17 protein-coding genes are annotated in these 16468 nt (G+C 35.6%); 13 read left to right on the top strand and 4 right to left on the bottom strand.

The genetic code is table 11. The features are described from left to right. Positions 1-156: 156 nt before the first annotated feature. The 7 genes from KTB61_RS03310 to KTB61_RS03280 all read left to right on the top strand — a co-directional run bounded on the left by KTB61_RS03310 (position 157) and on the right by KTB61_RS03280 (position 6484). Positions 157-351: a small, acid-soluble spore protein, alpha/beta type gene (locus KTB61_RS03310; RefSeq protein WP_075760419.1), complete on the top strand. Its 195-nt coding sequence runs from the start codon at positions 157-159 to the stop codon at positions 349-351. A 72-nt stretch (positions 352-423) separates the two neighbouring features. Next, a complete protein-coding gene (thiF, locus tag KTB61_RS03305) occupies positions 424-1056 on the top strand; it encodes a sulfur carrier protein ThiS adenylyltransferase ThiF (protein ID WP_075760420.1) in 633 nt (210 codons plus the stop codon). A 10-nt stretch (positions 1057-1066) separates the two neighbouring features. Beyond that, on the top strand, positions 1067-1624 hold the full coding sequence (locus tag KTB61_RS03300) for a thiamine phosphate synthase (protein WP_216696794.1): 558 nt from the start codon (positions 1067-1069) through the stop codon (positions 1622-1624). Between the two features lie 90 nt (positions 1625-1714). Next, on the top strand, positions 1715-3277 hold the full coding sequence (gene cls / locus KTB61_RS03295) for a cardiolipin synthase (protein ID WP_216696793.1): 1563 nt from the start codon (positions 1715-1717) through the stop codon (positions 3275-3277). 8 nt (positions 3278-3285) lie between these two features. Continuing rightward, positions 3286-4020 carry a class I SAM-dependent DNA methyltransferase gene (locus KTB61_RS03290; RefSeq protein WP_216696792.1) on the top strand — a complete coding sequence of 245 codons (735 nt, stop codon included), beginning with the start codon at positions 3286-3288 and terminating at the stop codon, positions 4018-4020. A 27-nt stretch (positions 4021-4047) separates the two neighbouring features. Next, on the top strand, positions 4048-4929 hold the full coding sequence (gene hslO, locus KTB61_RS03285; RefSeq protein WP_216696863.1) for an Hsp33 family molecular chaperone HslO: 882 nt from the start codon (positions 4048-4050) through the stop codon (positions 4927-4929). A gap of 28 nt (positions 4930-4957) precedes the next feature. Then, a complete protein-coding gene (locus tag KTB61_RS03280) occupies positions 4958-6484 on the top strand; it encodes a fibronectin type III domain-containing protein (protein ID WP_216696791.1) in 1527 nt (508 codons plus the stop codon). A gap of 90 nt (positions 6485-6574) precedes the next feature. On the opposite strand, the gene KTB61_RS03275 is transcribed toward KTB61_RS03280, so the two are convergent. Next, the gene (locus KTB61_RS03275) at positions 6575-6886 is read right to left on the bottom strand and encodes a DNA-directed RNA polymerase subunit delta (protein WP_075760426.1); all 312 of its coding nucleotides are present in this window, start codon (positions 6884-6886) and stop codon (positions 6575-6577) included. A gap of 135 nt (positions 6887-7021) precedes the next feature. On the opposite strand from KTB61_RS03275, the gene rpiA reads away from it, so the two are divergent. The 3 genes from rpiA to KTB61_RS03260 all read left to right on the top strand — a co-directional run bounded on the left by rpiA (position 7022) and on the right by KTB61_RS03260 (position 9655). Continuing rightward, complete coding sequence (gene rpiA / locus KTB61_RS03270; protein ID WP_216696790.1) at positions 7022-7636, top strand: ribose 5-phosphate isomerase A; 615 nt, start codon at positions 7022-7024, stop codon at positions 7634-7636. Between the two features lie 17 nt (positions 7637-7653). Continuing rightward, positions 7654-8619, top strand: a complete 966-nt coding sequence (locus tag KTB61_RS03265; protein ID WP_075760428.1) for a Gfo/Idh/MocA family protein — start codon at positions 7654-7656, stop codon at positions 8617-8619. 88 nt (positions 8620-8707) lie between these two features. After that, positions 8708-9655 carry a magnesium transporter CorA family protein gene (locus KTB61_RS03260; RefSeq protein ID WP_216696789.1) on the top strand — a complete coding sequence of 316 codons (948 nt, stop codon included), beginning with the start codon at positions 8708-8710 and terminating at the stop codon, positions 9653-9655. A 79-nt stretch (positions 9656-9734) separates the two neighbouring features. Here KTB61_RS03260 and sigG read toward each other — a convergent pair whose 3' ends face one another. Next, positions 9735-10511: an RNA polymerase sporulation sigma factor SigG gene (gene sigG / locus KTB61_RS03255; protein WP_143249392.1), complete on the bottom strand. Its 777-nt coding sequence runs from the start codon at positions 10509-10511 to the stop codon at positions 9735-9737. Between the two features lie 147 nt (positions 10512-10658). Between sigG and KTB61_RS03250 the strand changes: the two genes are divergently transcribed. Further along, positions 10659-11483: an ABC transporter substrate-binding protein gene (locus tag KTB61_RS03250; protein ID WP_230973594.1), complete on the top strand. Its 825-nt coding sequence runs from the start codon at positions 10659-10661 to the stop codon at positions 11481-11483. 9 nt (positions 11484-11492) lie between these two features. Continuing rightward, positions 11493-12416 (top strand): AEC family transporter, encoded by a 924-nt coding sequence (locus tag KTB61_RS03245; protein WP_216696788.1) that lies wholly within the window; start codon positions 11493-11495, stop codon positions 12414-12416. On the opposite strand, the gene KTB61_RS03240 is transcribed toward KTB61_RS03245, so the two are convergent. Continuing rightward, a complete protein-coding gene (locus KTB61_RS03240; protein ID WP_216696787.1) occupies positions 12396-14165 on the bottom strand; it encodes an aminopeptidase P family protein in 1770 nt (589 codons plus the stop codon). The genes KTB61_RS03245 and KTB61_RS03240 overlap by 21 nt on opposite strands. 210 nt (positions 14166-14375) lie before the next feature. On the opposite strand from KTB61_RS03240, the gene KTB61_RS03235 reads away from it, so the two are divergent. After that, positions 14376-15596: a 6-phosphofructokinase gene (locus KTB61_RS03235; RefSeq protein WP_216696786.1), complete on the top strand. Its 1221-nt coding sequence runs from the start codon at positions 14376-14378 to the stop codon at positions 15594-15596. Between the two features lie 28 nt (positions 15597-15624). On the opposite strand, the gene KTB61_RS03230 is transcribed toward KTB61_RS03235, so the two are convergent. Further along, the gene (locus tag KTB61_RS03230) at positions 15625-16458 is read right to left on the bottom strand and encodes a YihY/virulence factor BrkB family protein (RefSeq protein WP_216696785.1); all 834 of its coding nucleotides are present in this window, start codon (positions 16456-16458) and stop codon (positions 15625-15627) included. Positions 16459-16468: the final 10 nt, after the last annotated feature.

Raw genomic sequence — 16468 nt, 5'->3', positions numbered from 1 at the left:
TCATCAAGTGGGATTATCAATCTCCGACTTCGATAAAAGCCTTCGGCGGATTGCAGAGATGCGCATTAGAATTATGTCATGCTAACGCATGACGCGCATCTCGCAGCAAGAACGCCGAGGCGTTCTTGAATTACAGCATACAGAAAGGATGGTCTTATGTCAAAAGAAAAAGATTTTACCCAAAAGTCATTTGAAGAGATGACAGAAAATGAAAGATTAAAATTTGAAACTGCGAAAGAGCTTGGATTGGCAGACCGATTGATGGAAAAAGGCTGGAAGTCGTTATCTGCCAGTGAAACTGGTAAAATCGGCGGAATTATGAATCGAAAAATGAAAGAACATGAAAAATAGCAGAAAAGAGAATCGGATAATTGTGTCCGATTCTTTTTTCATTTATAATAAATTGGATAAAGGAGGGTTTTAATGATAACAAAAGACGAATTTGAAAAGAGCCTGGAAGAACGCCAGACAAAGGCTATAAGGGATCGTTTAAAAAAAGGGAAGGTGGCAATAGCGGGACTGGGGGGATTAGGTTCTAATATTGCTTTAATGCTTGCAAGAACAGGTATTCAGAAGATGATGCTGGCAGATTTTGACACAGTAGATATATCTAATCTTAATCGTCAGGCATATACAATAGAACATATTGGAATGAAGAAGACAGAAGCCATGGAACGTCTGATCAGACAAGTGAATCCGTGGATAGAACTGGAATTTTATCAAGGGAAAATTACAGGAGAAAATGCAGCCGGATTATTTCAAAATTATCCTATTGTCTGTGAAGCATTTGATGATCCTCAGGCAAAGGCTGAGCTTGTTACAGCTGTTTTGGAAAAGCTTCCTAAGACATATATTTTGTCTGGAAATGGGATGGCGGGGACATATAGTTCTAATCTGATTCAGACGAAGAAAATGATGAAACGTTTATATATATGCGGAGATGAAAAACATGGAATCTCTAAAGAAGAATCATTGACATCCGCCAGAGTATCAATTTGCGCAGGGCATGAGGCAAATATGGCAGTTAGACTGATTCTTGGAGAAACAGAGGTATAGGAGGATTTATATGGAAAATAGGAATTTGATTGCAGTGACAAGCAGGGTGTTATGTAAGAGACCGTTTCTGGAAGTAATGGAGGATTTGGCTAAAAAAGATGTGAAAACCATTGTTTTAAGAGAAAAAGATCTGACAGAAGAAGAATATGAGCATCTGGCAAGGAAATGTCTGGAAATTTGTCAGGAAGCAGGTGCTGTTCTCACATTGCATAGTTTTATTAATGTTGCAAGAAATCTGGGGATAAAAAGGATTCATCTTCCTTATCCTGTATTTCAAAAAGAGGCAGAAAATTTAACAGATTTTGAATCAGTCAGCACATCCATACATAAGCCGGAGGAAGCCAAAACTGCGGAAAGATTAGGGGCAGATTTTGTATTTGCCGGACATATTTTCCAGACAGATTGCAAAAAAGGATTGGAACCAAGGGGACTGGACTTTCTTAAAAGTGTAGTTGAAGCAGTGGATATTCCGGTTTATGGAATTGGAGGAATAAATAAAGATAATATTGATATGATCATGGAAACAGGGGCAGCTGGAGGATGTATCATGTCTGGTTTTATGAAATAGGAGGGTTTGAATAAGATTAAACTTTATGCTATGATACTAAAATACCTTAACATGTATAAGGAATGATAGTTGGAAATTAGGGAGAGGGTTATGAAACTTACCAAAAATATGGCGAAATTGATTTCTAAGATTTTAAAATTTTTATTAAGGCGTCTTGTAATTGTTGTGGTTTTGATTGTACTTCAGCTTATATGGATGACATATGTTTTTATTGTTCTTGGAGAATATTCTAAGGTTATCCAGGTGGTTTTCCAGATTTTCAGTCTGGTGGTGGCAATCTATATCGTAAACAAAGAAGAAAATCCGGCATATAAACTGGCATGGATTATACCGATTCTTTTATTTCCGGTATTTGGAGGGTTATTGTATCTGATTCTTGGAGATAAGCAGCCGGCAAAAAAATTGAGGATTTGTCTGGAAGAATCAATTTCAGAGACTCAGTTTCTTCTGGGACAGGATTACGGAGTCATGGAGCATTTGGAAAAGGCAGATTATCAGGTTGCCACCCAGGCAAAGTATATTACTCATTATGGAGGATATCCTATTTATGAGAATTCCAATGCCAAATATTATCCATCTGGTGAGGCAATGTTTGATGATCTTTTGGATGCTTTAAAATCTGCAAAACATTATATTTTCATGGAGTTTTTCATAGTTTCCCAAGGATATATGTGGGATACCATATTGGAAATTTTAAAAGAACGGGTCAATCAGGGTGTTGAAGTTCGTTTTATGTATGATGATGTGGGATGCGTTGATCTGCTTCCGTATAAATATTATAAAGAACTTGAACGTTATGGTATTAATGCAGTAGCATTTAATCCAATCAAACCGCTGGTTTCTACAGCATGGAATAATCGTGATCATCGTAAGGTTGTAGTTATAGATGGACATATCGCATTTACTGGCGGATTGAATCTGGCAGATGAATATATTAATCGTATTGAACGATTTGGTTATTGGAAAGATGCCGGTTTGAAAGTAACCGGAGATGCTGTATGGAATTTTACAGTAATGTTTCTTCAGGTGTGGAATGCGATAGGTAAAACAGATGAAGGATATGGTGCATTTGTTCCTCATAAACATCATATGGAACAGTTTACTGGGAAAGGATTTATTCAACCTTATGCAGATAATCCCCTTGACAGAGAAACTGTTGGTGAAAATGTATATCTGAATATCATTAATGCATCAAATCATTATGTTTATATGTATACGCCATATCTGATCGTTGATAATGAGATGATAACAGCTCTCTGCCTTGCAGCAAAACGGGGTGTTGATGTTCGAATCGTTACACCGGCTATTCCTGATAAAAAAGCAGTATTTCTGCTGACACAGTCTTATTATAGTCAGCTGGTTGATGCAGGAATTAAGATATATCAGTACTCACCAGGCTTTATTCATGCAAAGTGCTTTTTGAGTGATGATAAAGTGGCAACAGTGGGAACCATCAACATGGATTTTAGAAGTTTATATCTTCATTTTGAAAATGGTGTTTTTATGTATGACAGCGAAGTAATTGAGGAGATGAAGTATGATATGATCAGAACATTTTCTGAAAGTCAGTTGATTTCAAAAGAAATGTGTGCAGGAAGCCTTCCGAAGAGACTGGCACAAAGTATGTTAAGGCTTTTGGCACCATTGGTATAGGAGTTGTTATGGAAAGTTATACAAGTTTTGCACAGGTTTATGATGAATTTATGGATCAGACTCCTTATGATCAGTGGCTTTGTAATATTTTAGGGACATTTAAAAAGTATGGAATTGAAGAAGGAAGTCATGTTCTGGAACTTGGTTGTGGTACAGGAAAAATGACAAGAAGACTTCGGGAGTCAGGATATCGGTTAACGGCTGTAGATAATGCGATAGAAATGCTGGAGATCGCAAAAAATACCCATGTGGATGATATTCTTTATATATTACAGGATATGATACAATTAAATCTCCCTGAAAAAGCTGATGCTGTAGTCAGTATTTGTGATTGCATGAATTATATTTTGGAATCAGAGGATATGCTGGAAATTTTTTTAAAGGTTAGAAAATATCTAAATGTGGCGGGTGTATTTATGTTTGATATGAACAGCCGTTATAAATATGAAAAGATTTTAGCTCAGAATACATTTGCTGAAGACAGAGAAGAAGCCAGTTTCATCTGGGATAATTTTTATGATCCCGGCGATAGGATTAATGAATATCAGCTGAGTCTGTTTATCCAAAATAAAATGGGAACATATGATAAATTTGAAGAAATTCATTATCAGAAAGCTTATGAGGCAGATGAAATATATGATCTGCTAAAAGAAGCAGGTTTTGAAGAAATACAGGTTTTAGATACTGAGACAATGGAAAAACCAAAGAAGGATACAGAAAGATTGTATTTCATTGCCCGGTAAAAATAAAAAAACAGAAAGGTTATGAGAATGAAAGATTATATTGTTAGAGGAACTGCTGCAGATGATCAGATTCGTTTTTTTGCAGCATATACAAAAGAGGTTGTGGAGACAGCCAGACAAAAACATGATACCAGTCCGGTTGCAACAGCAGCTTTAGGACGTTTGCTGACAGCAGGAGCCATGATGGGAAGCATGTGTAAAAATGACAGTGATGTATTAACATTACAGATCCAGTGCAGTGGACCAATTGGCGGACTTACTGTAACAGCTGATTCAAAAGCCAATGTAAAAGGATATGCTATTCATCCTGAAGTTATGCTGCCTCCAAGTAAAGAAGGAAAACTTGATGTTGGGAAGGCTCTGGATCTTGGAGTATTGACTGTAATAAAGGATATTGGATTAAAAGAACCATATTCAGGACAGACACATCTGGTTTCTGGAGAAATTGCAGAAGATTTGACATATTATTTTGCAACAAGTGAACAGATTCCAACATCTGTTGCATTGGGAGTATTGATGAATAAAGATAATACAGTTCGTCATGCTGGAGGATTTATTATTCAGCTGATGCCATTTGCAACAGAAGAAACCATCAGTGCACTTGAAAAGAAAATTGCTGAATTTAAATCTGTTACGGCATGTCTGGATGAAGGTCATACACCAGAAGAAATGATGGAATTACTGCTGGGTGATCTTGGAATGAAGGTTTATGGAACCATGCCAACCAGATTTTATTGTAATTGTTCAAAAGAACGGGTAGAGCAGGCTGTTATAAGTATTGGAAAAGATGAGATTCAGTCAATGATTGATGACGGAAAAGATATAGAGGTAAATTGTCATTTCTGCAATACACATTATAATTATTCGGTGGATGAATTAAAAGAAATGTTAAAAGAAGCAACAAGATAACCCGGATCTTTAAAATAAGGGAGGGCTTATGAAAAAAATCCTTATTATGATGATGACCGTGATTTTAATGTTATCTATTGCTGTTCCGGTAACTGCATCTGAGGATACTGCTGCAGATGATATTGAAATTACAGACTATACAGGTGATCCGCCTTTTGAGAGAAATGGAGAAAAAGTATATTCTATTACAGCAAAAGAAAGAGCTGTTGATGGAAGTTTTGAGAGAATCGAAGATAAGACTTTTTTATTACAGTCAAGCGAGACGGATTTGCATGGCATTTTTGCTGAGATGGAATCGGAAACAGGGAAAAAAGATATCAGTGTAAAGGTGGATTCAGATAAAATATCAGAAGATGGTAAGAAGGCAGAAGTATCTGTTAATTTCACCAGCCGGTATGTTGCAACTTCAATCAATATGAATGAGGCAATTTTAATAAAGAAAAAAGTGGTGTCAGGCAATGAAGAAAGAACGATACTGTTAAAAAGAATCCCTTTTGCATATAGTACGCCATATTATCAGGATGAACATTATGAAGGATTTAATTCTCTCGAAGCGTGGTCTGGAACATGGGAATATGATTATGAATCTGGAGTAACCTGTAAGACTTCAGGAACTGTAGATGTATATCAGAAAAATCCGATTTTAGTCTATAAATATACTGCACAGGGAAAACAGGGAGTAAAAGCTTTTCATCTGAATCCGGATGGAAAATTTACATTTGCAGATGGAACGACAACTCTTACAAAAATTAATCATCAGCCTAAAGCGGTAAATCAAATATCACTAAAGTGTAAGGATGAGTATCTGAAGACATTAAAATCCGATTTGCTAAAGCAGATGGCATATGATGAGGATGGCTGGCAGATAAAGGTAGTCTTTGATGATCTTGTTGTGGAATATGAAGATGGATGCTATATTGGAGGAAGTATAGACCCGATATATCTGGGGCATACTGCGTCTTTTAAACCTTATGGGAAAACTTCAGTGACAACATCTAAAAGAAGTACTTCATCTATCAAAATACAATGGAAAAAAATATCTGACATTAGCGGATATTGTATATATAGATCTTCAAAGAAAACGACAGGATATAAAAAAATAAAGACAGTGTCTGCAAGAACTTGTAGCTGGATAGATAAAAAAAGAAAGTCAGGAACAATTTATTATTATCGTGTGCGTCCATACCGTACGGTAACATATAAGAACTATAACGGATCCACAAGGACTAAAAATATATATGGAACCTACTCTGATCCCCACAAATCCGGAACAAGGCCTGGAAAAGCGTATGCTTCTGTAAAAGAGACTGGACGGAGGGTTAAAATTACAAATAAAGTGGTTCCAAGAGCAACAGGTTATTGTTTCTATATAAAGCAGGGAAAGAAAGGGAAATATCAAAAAGTTAAAGAATATATTGGAAGCAGAAGTCGTACTTATACGTCAAAAAAGTTGAAAAAGGGAAAAACCTATTATATTAGAATCAGAGCCTATCAGCAGATTAGTGGAAAAAAATATTTTGGTGAGGCATCAAAAACTAAAAAGATAAAGATATAAAAAAGTTGTACTTTAATAGTACAACTTTTTTATATCTTTAAAAATTTCAACAAGATTCCGTAAATTGATGGGGAAAGAGTTGAAGCAGACTTATTGAACTGTATCAGATGCCTCTTCTTCAGATGCCTCAGACTCATCATCTGTATCAGATGTTTCTTCCTCAGATTCGTCATTAGTAATATTGATGGAAACATAGTCGCGGTCATCTTCAGATGGCTCAGGGAAAATATCATCATCATCAAAAGGTTCATCAAAATCATCATTTTCTGGTTCACTGGAAGCAGTGACTTCTTTAATTTTATCAATGATATCTTTGATCTGATCCCGAGCGATATAGAGGATTCCGCCTATAGTAGCGATTGCTGTTACAAGTTTGCATAAAGTCTTGAATTGTTTTTTCATAATGGACTCCTTTCGCTTTTTCTAGTAATATTTTAATATGAAATAAATGAAAAAGCAATGTAGGATTGACAAAATAAAATTTCGTGATAAAATAATTAAAAGAAACTAAGTTTTACAACATAAAGGAGGAATCAAGTGAAACGTTTATGTGCCAAAGAAGCACTCCAACTGGTGCCGGATCACGGAATGATTGGTCTTGGAGGGGGAGAAACCATTCGTTATCTTGCAGAATATGTAAAGGAGGCAGGAAAAGAAGTTACTGTTGTAACTCCATCAGAGGCAACTAAAAAAGTCTGTGAGGAACTGGGAATTATGGTTGTTCCAACAGAGGAAGTATCATCTGTGGAGATTGCTTTTGACGGTTGTGACCAGGTGGATTCGGATTTAAATGCTTATAAAAGTGGAGGAGGCATTCATACTCTGGAGAAAATCATTGCCCGCATGTCAAAAGAATATGTATTACTGGTGGATGAATCTAAAGTGGTAGATAAATTAGGTTTTGATATACCGATTGTATTAGAAATTGTTCCAGAAGCTATTCACTATGTGACACAGCAGGTAGAGAAATTGGGCGGAAGTGTAAAAATCAGAGATTTACATTTGCTGGAAACTTATTTTAGAGAAGGCAGAAATTTGGCAACATTGGATAATGAATTAAAAGAAATTACCGGAGTTATTGAAACATCACTGTTTTATCAGGTAGCTACAAAAGCTATTGTTGCAGGAAGTAATGGAATCAGAATAATATAAAAAGGAGAAACGAAGAAATGAGTACATGGGGAATCTTAGGTTGTGGAACAATTGCAAATGAAATGGCAGAGACATTTCAGAAAATGGGACATGAAATCTATGGAGTAAGTAATCGTACTGTTGAGAAAGCAGAAAAATTTGCAGAAAAATATGGAGTAAAACATGTGTTTACAACATATGAAGAAATGCTTGCAGATGAAAATATTGATATTGTTTATATTGCAACTCCACATAGTATGCATTATGAAAATATGAAGGCAGCGGTTGCAGCAGGAAAACATATTCTGTGTGAAAAGGCGATTACAGTAAATGCAGGTCAGTTAAAAGAAGTCCTGGAAATGGCAGAAAAAAAAGGAGTCGTTGTGAGAGAAGCAATGACAATTTCACATATGCCTTTATATAAAAAATTGAAAGAACGAATTGCAGAAGGTGCTATTGGAAGGACCAAGATGGTTCAGGTAAACTTCGGAAGTAACAAAGGATATGATTCTACCAATCGTTTCTTTGCATTGGAAGCAGCAGGAGGAGCCTTACTGGATATTGGGGTATATGCTACAACTTTTGCAAGAACATTTTTGGACGAGGCGCCAAATACCATTTTAACAACAGTAGAATATCTTGAAACCGGTGCAGATGAACAGTCTGGTGTTATTATGAAGAATACAAAAGGACAAATGGTTGTTATGTGTCTGACTCTGCGTGCAAAACAGCCAAAACGAGGAGTTGTAACTGGTGATGAGGGCTATATAGAAGTTTATGAATATCCAAGAGCATGTAAGGCAACCATTACAAACACAGCAACAGGTGAAGTAGAAACAGTGGAAGCAGGAAAAACAGAAGAAGCACTTCAATATGAGGTGGAAGCTATGGAAGCAGCTGTGGCAGGAGAATGTGATGATGATTGTCAGGAAATCACCAATGATGTAATGAATATTCTTACAAGTATTAAAACCCAGTGGGGAATGAATTATCCATTTGAATAAGTGATAAAAAATTTTAAATGTCTATATATCCTTCAGACTGGACGAAAAACCTGTGATAAGGTATACTAGGGAGCAGGAGGAAGTAGATATGATTCGGATTTTTAAAAATTATGAAGGACAAAAAGAGTTACAGGAATTAAATTCCATTGAATTGGAGTCCTGGGTGGCATTAACGAATCCGACATCAGAAGAATTGAGAAATATTTCAGATAGTTATCAAATAGATTTGGATGATTTAAAGGCAGCACTGGATACGGAAGAAAGATCACGTTTGGAAAATGAAGATAATTATACTATGATTCTGGTGAATATTCCGGTAGTACGTGAAGAAGATGAAAAAAAGTGGTATGAAACAATACCTTTAGGAATTTTTATTACCAGAAAAGTAGTTTTTACTGTATGTCTGGAAGAAACCAATATTCTAAAGCAGTTTATCGATGGTCTGGTTCCTAATTTTTATACATATATGAAAACCAGATTTGTTTATCAGATTTTATATAACAATGCAACATTATTCCTGTATTATCTGAGAGTTATTGATCAGCGGGCAAATCAGGTTGAAGAAATACTTCATGAAACTTCCAGAAACAGTGATCTGATACAGTTGTATGATCTTGAAAAATGTCTGGTATATTTTACCACTTCTCTTAAATCCAATGAAGTAGTTCTTGAGAAGCTGCGAAAGCATATAGGTTTAAAACATTATGAGGAAGATCAGGAACTGTTGGAAGATGTTATTATAGAAAATAAGCAGGCAATGGAGATGACTTATATTTATCATAATATTTTGAGGAGTACCATGTCCCTGTTTGGATCGATTATTGATAATAACCTGAATCAGGTGATGAAATTTCTGGCAGCCATAACCATTGTTGTAGAACTTCCTACCATGATTTCCGGATTCTATGGTATGAATGTAAATGGAGCAGGAATGCCTTTTTCACAGAGTCCTTTTGGATTTGCAATTATATCTGTTTTTTCTTTGATTGTATGTCTGGTTGCAGTATATATTCTTAAGAAGAAGAATTTGTTATAAATAACAAAAGCCGTTTGTACCAGGTAATAAATCTGTACAACGGCTTTTTCTGTTTCATGAGAAAAGTATTTTTTTCTATTTAATTTAGATAATTTCTCATATGCTTTAATGCATTTTTTTCCAGGCGGCTGACCTGTGCCTGTGAAATACTGATTTCATCAGCAACTTCAGTCTGGGTTTTTCCATCGAAAAAGCGTAGTTTTATAATGTTATATTCTCTGTCAGACAAGTGATCCATGGCTTCTCGCAATGCGATAGATTCAATCCATAAATCTTCTCGATTTTTTTTATCTTTTACCTGATCCATTAAGTACAATGTATCGCCGCCATCCTGGTATACAGGTTCATACAGGGAAAGAGGGGTTGCGATTGCATCCAGTGCAAAAAGAATATCTTCCTTTTTTATATGGATTTCTTCTGCAATGGCTTCAATGGAAGGCTCCTTGTTCATTTTTTTTGTAAGAGCCTCTCTTGCGTTTATGGCTTTGTATGCAGTGTCCCGGAGTGAACGACTGACCCGCATGGTGTTATTATCCCGGAGATAGCGTTTAACTTCTCCAATGATCATTGGGACGGCATAAGTTGAAAATTTAACGTTGAGACTTCGATCAAAATTGTCAATTGCTTTCATTAATCCGATGCATCCGACCTGAAAAAGATCATCTGCATTTTCACTGCTATTGGAAAAACGTTGAATGACACTTAATACCAGGCGTAAATTGCCTTTGATATATTGTTCCCGTGCAGACTCATCACCTTGTTCAATTCGTTCAAACAGGATTTCTTTTTCCTCATTAGTTAATAGTGGTAGTGCGGAAGTATTTACACCGCATATTTCAACTTTATTCAGTGCCATAATGATTCCTCCATTTGTAAATTGTTCTAGTAAAATCATTTACAAATGACCACAGGTTTATACAATGAAAAAATTGCCAGGGAAATTGACTTATATTTTTTGTGGTGATATGATAAATGAATCAAAGAATGTAAAAAGGAGATTTCTATGAAAAAAATAATAGCATCCTTAATGATGATAACTCTTGTATTAAGTTTAAGTGGATGTAATATGCCATGGAAGAAACAGGAGACACAAAAAGAAGAAAAAAAACAGGTAATTGAAGCTTCAAAGGTTGAAGGAACTATGAAAGGAATGAAATTAAAGATTTCTGTATCCGATGAGATGCCACCGTTTTCATTTTATAATACCGAAAAAAAAGAAATTACAGGGTTTGATATTGATTTGATTGAAAAAGTCAGTGAATATCTTGGGTTTGAATATGAACTTTATCCAATGCATATTGGAGAGATGATGCAGAAAATACAAGATGGAGATGTTGACCTGGCAATCGGAGCTGTTTCTATAACAGATGACCGGCAAAAAGATTTTTCATTTACAGATGCATATTATGAAAATTCATTAAAGATTATGGTAAATAGAAATACCGGAATTAAAGACCGAAAGGAAATCGAAGGAAAAGTCATAGGTGTGGAAAAGGGAATGACTAATGCACAATATGTACAGGATTATATGTCTGAGAATAATAAAATCAAGTATTATGATTCTATGGAACAGGTTTTTAAAGACTTGGAAAAAGGCAAGATCGATGTTACACTTTATGACTCAACCGGTGTAGATTATTATCTTGTGAATAATGAAAAAACCAATCTGGAAGCTTTGGATGAGAAATTAAATTCTGAGGAAAGCAATTATGGTATTATGTTTAAGAAAGGGTATGAATACCTGGATCAGTTCAATGTAGCGCTTCAGGTGCTTAATACCAATGGAGAATATCAGAAGCTTAAAGAAAACTGGTTAAAAGATGAATAGGAGTTTGCTTTGAATATTGTACTAATTGTATTTCGTCAGATTCTGATGATGTTTATTATGATGAGTATCGGAGCCTTTTGTTATAAAATAAAATTTATTTCAAGAGATGGCAGTAAAACATTATCAGATGTGGCATTATTTATTGTTTTACCTTGTGTGGTTTTTACATCCTTTCAGATACAATATGATCGGAAAATTTTATATGATATTTTAATTTCTTTTTCTTTAGCATTTGCGGCTCACCTGATTGCAATGGGAGTCGCTTATCTTTTGGTAAAAAACAGAAATGAAGAACATAAGATTATTGAAAGGTTTCATGTTATTTATCCTAATTGTGGATTTATGGGTGTTCCTATTGCGCAGGCTATGTTTGGCGATAAAGGAGTTATATACATTACAGCATTTATGTGTGCACAAAATTTTCTCATCTGGTCACATGGAGTATCTTCTATGCAAGGCGGTTTTAAAAAAGAATCTCTGCTAAGTATTTTAAAAGCACCAGTTATTATTGCACTTATTATTGGAATTCTATGCTTTGTTTTTGGGATAACTTTGCCGCCTGTTGTTGTAGATTCATTAAAAGCGGTGGGAAATATGAATACACCACTGGCCATGATCGTCTCAGGAACAGCCATTGCTCAGACAAATATAATAAAGGCACTTGCCAAACCGAGAATATATTGGATGTTATTTCTGCGGCTTATGGCAGTGCCTGTAATTACTGTATATTTTCTTTCGATTGTATCCGTATCTGAAACAATACGTCTGATTACAGTTTTAGGAATTTCTGCTCCAACAGCTGCAATTTCAACGATGTTTGCGGTAAAATATCAGAAAGATGTAGGTTATGCGGCAGAACTGTTTGCGATTTCAACACTTTGTGCGATTATAACAATGCCCTTGATGATATCTTTAGCAAAGCTGCTTTTTTAACCAGGCAGATTCATCTTCGTTAAGGTAAGGAGAGATTGTGTCGAATACCAATTGCTGGTATTGAGATAACAATCTCTTTTCTTTTTCATTAAATAAAGAGAAATCTATTCCATCCAAATCAATAGGAACCAGAGTCAAATGCTCAAACTCAAGAAATGCCCCATATTCATTTTGAAGTTTCTTTTTGCACAAGAGCATATTTTCTGTTCGAATACCGTATTTTCCAGGAATATAAACTCCAGGTTCATCTGTTGTTACCATGCCAGGCTGCAAAACCGCATCCAAGCGATCTGGACTGGTTCTCCATCGAAAAGCGTTTGGACCTTCATGTACACCTAGAAAATATCCTACTCCGTGGCCGGTTCCGCAGCGATAATCCAGACCGCATTCCCAAAGAGGCTCCCGGGCAATGACATCAAGGTTACTTCCACGGCATCCAGAAAGAAATTTTGCATCTGCCAAAAGAAGCATGGATTTACATACAAGAGTAAAATTCTGACGCTCTTCATCAGAAATCGGTCCCAGGATGAATGTTCTGGTAACATCAGTTGTACCACCAGAATATTGTCCACCGGAATCAATCAGAAGCATACCTTCAGGATGGAGAGTCACATCTGACTCTTCTGTGGACTGATAATGCATCATTGCTGCATGTTCCTTATAGGCACATATAGTCTCAAAGCTTGGTCCGTTGTAATCTGGCAGTTTTTTTCTTTCAGATTCCAGATAATCACTTACAGATCTTTCAGTCATTGGGATCTGTCCAATATTTGTTTTTAGCCAGTACATAAATTTTGTCATGGCAACTCCATCGTGGAGGTGACATTTTTTTAAATGTTCAATTTGTACAGTGTTCTTCACTGCTTTTAATAATTCTGTCGGATTATCTCTGCAAATGATTTTACATTTAAAAAGCAGCTGATAATGAAAGTAATTAACATAGTCAGGGTTCAGCATAACCGGAAGATGCTGAAGTCTTAAAAAAGAGACAATTTCAGAATATTCCATCAGTTTAATATGCTGTTTTTGCAGATTCTGAAATACTGTAGCAGAAAGATAACCTTTTCGTATAAACAGATAACATTCATCTAACGTAATCCATGCATAGCTATAAAAGAGAGGGGTGCATTTGATATCATCTCCGCGCAGATTAAAAAGCCATGCGATGTCTGGAAGAGAAGATAAAAACAAAGCCTGAGCACCCTCTTTTATAAGAATTTCTCGAATAGTTTTCAGTTTGGAAGATGTATCTTCTCCGGAATAAATAAGTTCGTGTTCATAAATCGGGTTTTTAGTAAGGGAAGGACGGTCTTCCCAGATTTCTTCTACATAATTTAAATCTGTGTGGAGTTTGGTTTTGTGCTTTTTTGTAAGCTGACTGAGCTTTTTTCCGTAAGTAGCGGAAATCATCAGGCCATTCAGACCAAGAGTGTCTTTATCGGTCAGGTGCTGGTCTAAAAACTCGAGGATTGTTGGTGTACCTGAAACACCTTGTTTCATTAGATGAATTTTTAAGGGAGCAATCTGTTCTTCTGCCTGTGTAAAGTATCTTCCGTCAGTCCAAAGCCAGCATTCTCTTTGTCCAACAAGAAGCGTTCCCGCTGATCCGGTAAAGCCGGAAATAAATTCTCTGCATTTGAAATAGTCGTCAACGTATTCGGATTGATGAGGGTCTTCACTGGGAATCAGATAGTAGGTAATTTTTCTTTCGCGCATTAAAGATTGCAATTTTTTCAAATTTGTTTTCATAGGGAACCCTCCGTTTTAAAAATTCGATGGGATATCCCATCATTCATTATTTGATATAATTCATTATAACTTGTATATGAAAAAAAAACGAGTCCTTTTATGGTAAAAGTCATTGAGCAATATTAGACTAAATTATTTAAAAAAAAGAATAAAATAGTGTATAATAAAACACAAACAATATTGAAAAGTAATTTTTGAAGGAGGAAATACATGAAAAATATTTTGGTTGCACAGTCCGGAGGCCCTTCTGCGGCAATTAATGCTACGATTACCGGGGTTATTGATGCAGGTATTGAAAGTAATCAAATTGAACATGTTTATGGAGCACTGAATGGAATAAAGGGAGTATTAAATGAAAACTTTGTAATGCTGGATAAAGTGTGTGCCAGTAAGGAAAAGAGGGATCTTCTTGCTATCACACCAGCTGCTGCACTTGGTTCCTGCCGCTGGAAATTAGAAGATCCAAAGAAAAATGTAAAAGAATTTGAAGAGATTATACGAATTTTAAGAAAAAATAATATCGGGTATTTTGTTTATACCGGTGGCAATGATTCCATGGATACAGTTTATAAACTTTCAGTTTATTGTAAAGAGCACGGGATTGAAGATATTAAAATTATGGGAGCACCAAAAACCATAGATAACGATCTTGGGGAAACAGATCATTCTCCGGGATTTGGATCCGCTGCTAAATTTATTGCAACTGCATTTACAGAGATTGCCTGTGATTGTTTTGTATATGATGTTCCTTCAGTTACCATTGTGGAGGTCATGGGAAGAAATGCAGGATGGCTTACAGCCAGTGCTGCATTGGCAAGAAATGGAAAAAGACGGGTTCCTCAGCTGATATACCTTTGTGAAAAGGTTTTTGATGAAGAAAGATTTATTGATGATGTAAATAAAGCCTTGGAAGTGGATAAAAATGTTATTGTTGCAGTCAGTGAAGGAGTAAAAGATGCTTCTGGAAATTATGTAGGAGAAGAAACCAAATCAGGAAAAGAGGATGCATTTGGTCATAAATATCTTTCAGGAATCGGAAAGTACCTGGAAGGTCTGGTGGGAGAAAAAATCGGATGTAAGGTTCGTTCAGTGGAACTGAATATTCTTCAGAGATGTGCAGGATATATGTTAAGTGAAACAGATATTATTGAATCAAGAAATCTGGGAGCTTATGCAGCAATCAGTGCAATTCGTGGTGAAAGCGGAAAAATGTCAGCTATTGAAAGAGTATCCAATGATCCATATCAGGTAAAAATAAAATTAGCTGATCTGTCTAAAATAGCCAATTTTGAAAAGACTGTTCCAGAGGAATGGATTACAGAAGATGGAAAAGATATTAAAGAGGAGCTGATAGAGTATCTGAAACCATTGATTCGTGGAGAAGTAAATATTCCATATGAAAACGGTGTACCGAAACATTTTATTTTATAATCTGTGATAATTTAAAAGGTCTGAAGAATTAATCCTTCAGACCTTTTTTTGCACGTTGCTGCATGAAATAGAAGTTTATTTCTGCACCGATAAAAAGAATCATCATACACAAGTATAACCACATTAATGTCATTAAGATACTGGTTAGTCCTCCATACATAATGTTAAACATTGTAAAATTATCAAAATAAATTGAAAAAAAGAATGATAATATGATCCAGCCAAGGGAAGTAAGGAAAGCTCCTGGAAATATGTGTTTTATCCTAAAAGTATCACTTGGCAGAAATTTAAACATAACGATAAATACGATTAAAAAGGTAAAAAATGCCAAGAAAAATCGAATCAGAGCAAATATTACATGCTGGTTTTCCAAAATCGGCTGAAATTTATATAACTGAATCAGCAGTGAATTTCCAAATAAAAGAAAAACCATGCCAATGACCACAGCAATAGCTACTAAACCAATGTAGATACTGGATATAAATCGAAGCACAAAATAGTTTCTTTTTTCTTCGATTTCATGGATGGTATTTAATCCTGTCATCATAGATAAGATTCCTTTGGATGCGGACCACAGTAATGTCAGGATAGTAAAAGACATATATGTGGTTGTCAGTTTCCCGTTAAGTGATCTGATGATCGGAATTAAAGCTCCGCTATATTGTGCAGGCAGATACGTTTTTGCCAGTTGAATCATATCCTGCGGGGTAATTGGAAAAAATCGCATCAAACTCAAAAGAACAATAATAAATGGAAAAAATGAAAGGACTGTGAAAAAGGCCGCCTGTGCAGAGAAAGCTGTAATATGATCTTTCTGGGCTTTTTCAATAATAGATCCAATCATTGAAATCAATTTTAACATGATATATACC

Origin of the sequence: Anaerostipes faecalis (genome assembly GCF_018982945.1) — a bacterium.
GTDB lineage: Bacteria > Bacillota > Clostridia > Lachnospirales > Lachnospiraceae > Anaerostipes > Anaerostipes faecalis.
The sequence above is the reverse complement of the archived record's forward strand: the minus strand, read 5'-3'. Positions and strand labels throughout refer to the sequence as shown.

What these genes read in the sequence shown, in the direction of transcription:
- KTB61_RS03290 (WP_216696792.1), top strand. Translation starts at nt 3,286, where the DNA reads ATGGAAAGTTATACAAGTTTTGCACAGGTTTATGATGAATTTATGGAT.
- KTB61_RS03250 (WP_230973594.1), top strand. Translation starts at nt 10,659, where the DNA reads ATGAAAAAAATAATAGCATCCTTAATGATGATAACTCTTGTATTAAGT.
- KTB61_RS03260 (WP_216696789.1), top strand. Translation starts at nt 8,708, where the DNA reads ATGATTCGGATTTTTAAAAATTATGAAGGACAAAAAGAGTTACAGGAA.
- hslO (WP_216696863.1), top strand. Translation starts at nt 4,048, where the DNA reads ATGAAAGATTATATTGTTAGAGGAACTGCTGCAGATGATCAGATTCGT.
- thiF (WP_075760420.1), top strand. Translation starts at nt 424, where the DNA reads ATGATAACAAAAGACGAATTTGAAAAGAGCCTGGAAGAACGCCAGACA.
- sigG (WP_143249392.1), bottom strand. Translation starts at nt 10,511, where the DNA reads ATGGCACTGAATAAAGTTGAAATATGCGGTGTAAATACTTCCGCACTA.
- cls (WP_216696793.1), top strand. Translation starts at nt 1,715, where the DNA reads ATGAAACTTACCAAAAATATGGCGAAATTGATTTCTAAGATTTTAAAA.
- KTB61_RS03235 (WP_216696786.1), top strand. Translation starts at nt 14,376, where the DNA reads ATGAAAAATATTTTGGTTGCACAGTCCGGAGGCCCTTCTGCGGCAATT.
- KTB61_RS03265 (WP_075760428.1), top strand. Translation starts at nt 7,654, where the DNA reads ATGAGTACATGGGGAATCTTAGGTTGTGGAACAATTGCAAATGAAATG.
- KTB61_RS03275 (WP_075760426.1), bottom strand. Translation starts at nt 6,886, where the DNA reads ATGAAAAAACAATTCAAGACTTTATGCAAACTTGTAACAGCAATCGCT.
- KTB61_RS03280 (WP_216696791.1), top strand. Translation starts at nt 4,958, where the DNA reads ATGAAAAAAATCCTTATTATGATGATGACCGTGATTTTAATGTTATCT.
- KTB61_RS03230 (WP_216696785.1), bottom strand. Translation starts at nt 16,458, where the DNA reads ATGTTAAAATTGATTTCAATGATTGGATCTATTATTGAAAAAGCCCAG.
- KTB61_RS03310 (WP_075760419.1), top strand. Translation starts at nt 157, where the DNA reads ATGTCAAAAGAAAAAGATTTTACCCAAAAGTCATTTGAAGAGATGACA.
- KTB61_RS03300 (WP_216696794.1), top strand. Translation starts at nt 1,067, where the DNA reads ATGGAAAATAGGAATTTGATTGCAGTGACAAGCAGGGTGTTATGTAAG.
- KTB61_RS03240 (WP_216696787.1), bottom strand. Translation starts at nt 14,165, where the DNA reads ATGAAAACAAATTTGAAAAAATTGCAATCTTTAATGCGCGAAAGAAAA.